At 50.1% G+C, this 1,681-nt stretch carries 1 protein-coding gene; it reads left to right on the top strand.

The window, feature by feature from the left end:
- The first annotated feature begins 106 nt into the window (after window positions 1–106).
- Window positions 107–1,594, top strand: coding sequence for an IS1182 family transposase (locus MJ257_RS24485; RefSeq protein ID WP_270406497.1), 1,488 nt, complete (start codon window positions 107–109; stop codon window positions 1,592–1,594).
- Window positions 1,595–1,681: the final 87 nt, after the last annotated feature.

Here is a 1,681-nt window from a genome sequence, read left to right as displayed (position 1 = left end):
GAGAGCCCTGCAAAACGAATACAGTTTCTGTAAAAAGCAACCCAGTACCCCTTCGGTACTGGGTTTGCTGTATACTGGAAGAAAAAAAGAAGCGAGTTGAGCCGTTTTGCTGCAGCCAGCCAGACAACTAACCGCATCATTCCATGCGGAGCTATATCAGCTTGTGCCGAAAGACCATCTGCTTCGCAAGATCGATGCTGCGGTGGATTTCGGATTTGTATATGAATTAGTGGAAAATTCCTACTGCAAGTATTACGGCAGGCCGGCAAATGAGCCGGAACTGCTGTTTCGTTTGCTGTTTTTGCAGCTCCTGTACAACCTCTCGGATGAGCGAATGATTCAGGAAGCTGAGGTGAATCTAGCTTACAAGTGGTTTCTCGGGATCAATCCGGAGGATCCGCTGCCAGACGCCTCCCAGCTATCGCGGTTCCGTAATCACCGGCTAGGAGCAAGTCAGGTCGAAGACATACTGAAGCATGTGGTCAGTCAATGTATCAAGCAAGGCTTGGTCAAAAGCAAAACTATCATCATGGATGCCACGCATACACTGGCCGGCAGCCCAAAACAAAAGCCATTCGAAGTGCTGCGTGACGCGGCCAAGCGTCTGTTTCGCGTCGTAGTCAAACGCCACCCCAAGTTGGAGAAGAAACTACCTAAGCTGCCCTCTGTTAAAAGCGAAGATGCGGAGGCGGAGAAAACCATGCTGAGCTACTTGGCACAGCTGGGAGAGACTGTGGAGGAACTGCTTCCGGACCATGAAGGAGCGGTGAGCGAGAAACTGGGCATCGCCAAACAAATCATCGAGGATGAGCGATTACTCTCACACAAGGGGATTCTCTCCGCCATCGACCCGGATGCACGTTTCGGCTGGAAGAGTAGTTCGAAATCGTTTTTTGGCTACAAAGAACATATCGCCATGACGGAAGAAGAGATCATTACCGCGCTGGAGGTAACACCAGGAAGCACCGACGACGGCAAGCAATTACCGGCATTGCTCGAACAAACCACAGCTAACGGCGTAACCGTAAACGAAATCATAGCGGATACCGCCTATTCCGGCAAGGATAATCTGGCCAGAATGAAAAAGGAAACCATATCGCCTGTCGTGCCCTTAAACCCGATTGTCCACGAAGGGGGCGAGCGTCAAGAAGGGTTCGAATATAACAAAGATGCCGATTTCGTCGTTTGTCCGGCCGGTGAGCGAAGCAAACGCAAGGCGATTCAAGGCAGCAAGACCAGCGGAGAGAGTCGTTCGCTTGTCTATTACTTTGACGTCGAGAAGTGTAAAACCTGTCCGCTGCGCGAAGGATGCTACAAGCCGGGCGCCAAGAGTAAGACTTACTCGATTCGAATCATCGCTGAACACTATAAGGAACAGATCGAGTTCGAATTCAGTGATACGTTCAAGGAACGAATCAAGCGCAGACCGATCATTGAACACAAGAATGCGGAAATGAAGAGATTCCACGGTATGGATACAGCCAGATACCGGGGTCTCTTCCGCATGCGAATACAAGCCTACCTCACCGCGTTTGTGGTAAACGTAAAACGGATGGTGAAGTTAAAAGAGCAAAAGCAGCCCATCCTCGGGTGAGGATGAAGCTGCTTTTTCCGTCTTATCAAATTTATTTTCCAGTTCCGAGCCCCAATACCCTAAAAACGAGGCTTTTGCAGGGCTCTC

The sequence above is a fragment of the Paenibacillus timonensis genome, from assembly GCF_022427145.1.
In the GTDB taxonomy this organism is placed as follows: Bacteria; Bacillota; Bacilli; order Paenibacillales; family Paenibacillaceae; genus Fontibacillus; species Fontibacillus timonensis.
Note: the sequence above shows the minus strand (reverse complement) of the source record. Positions and strands in the feature narration are given on the sequence as shown.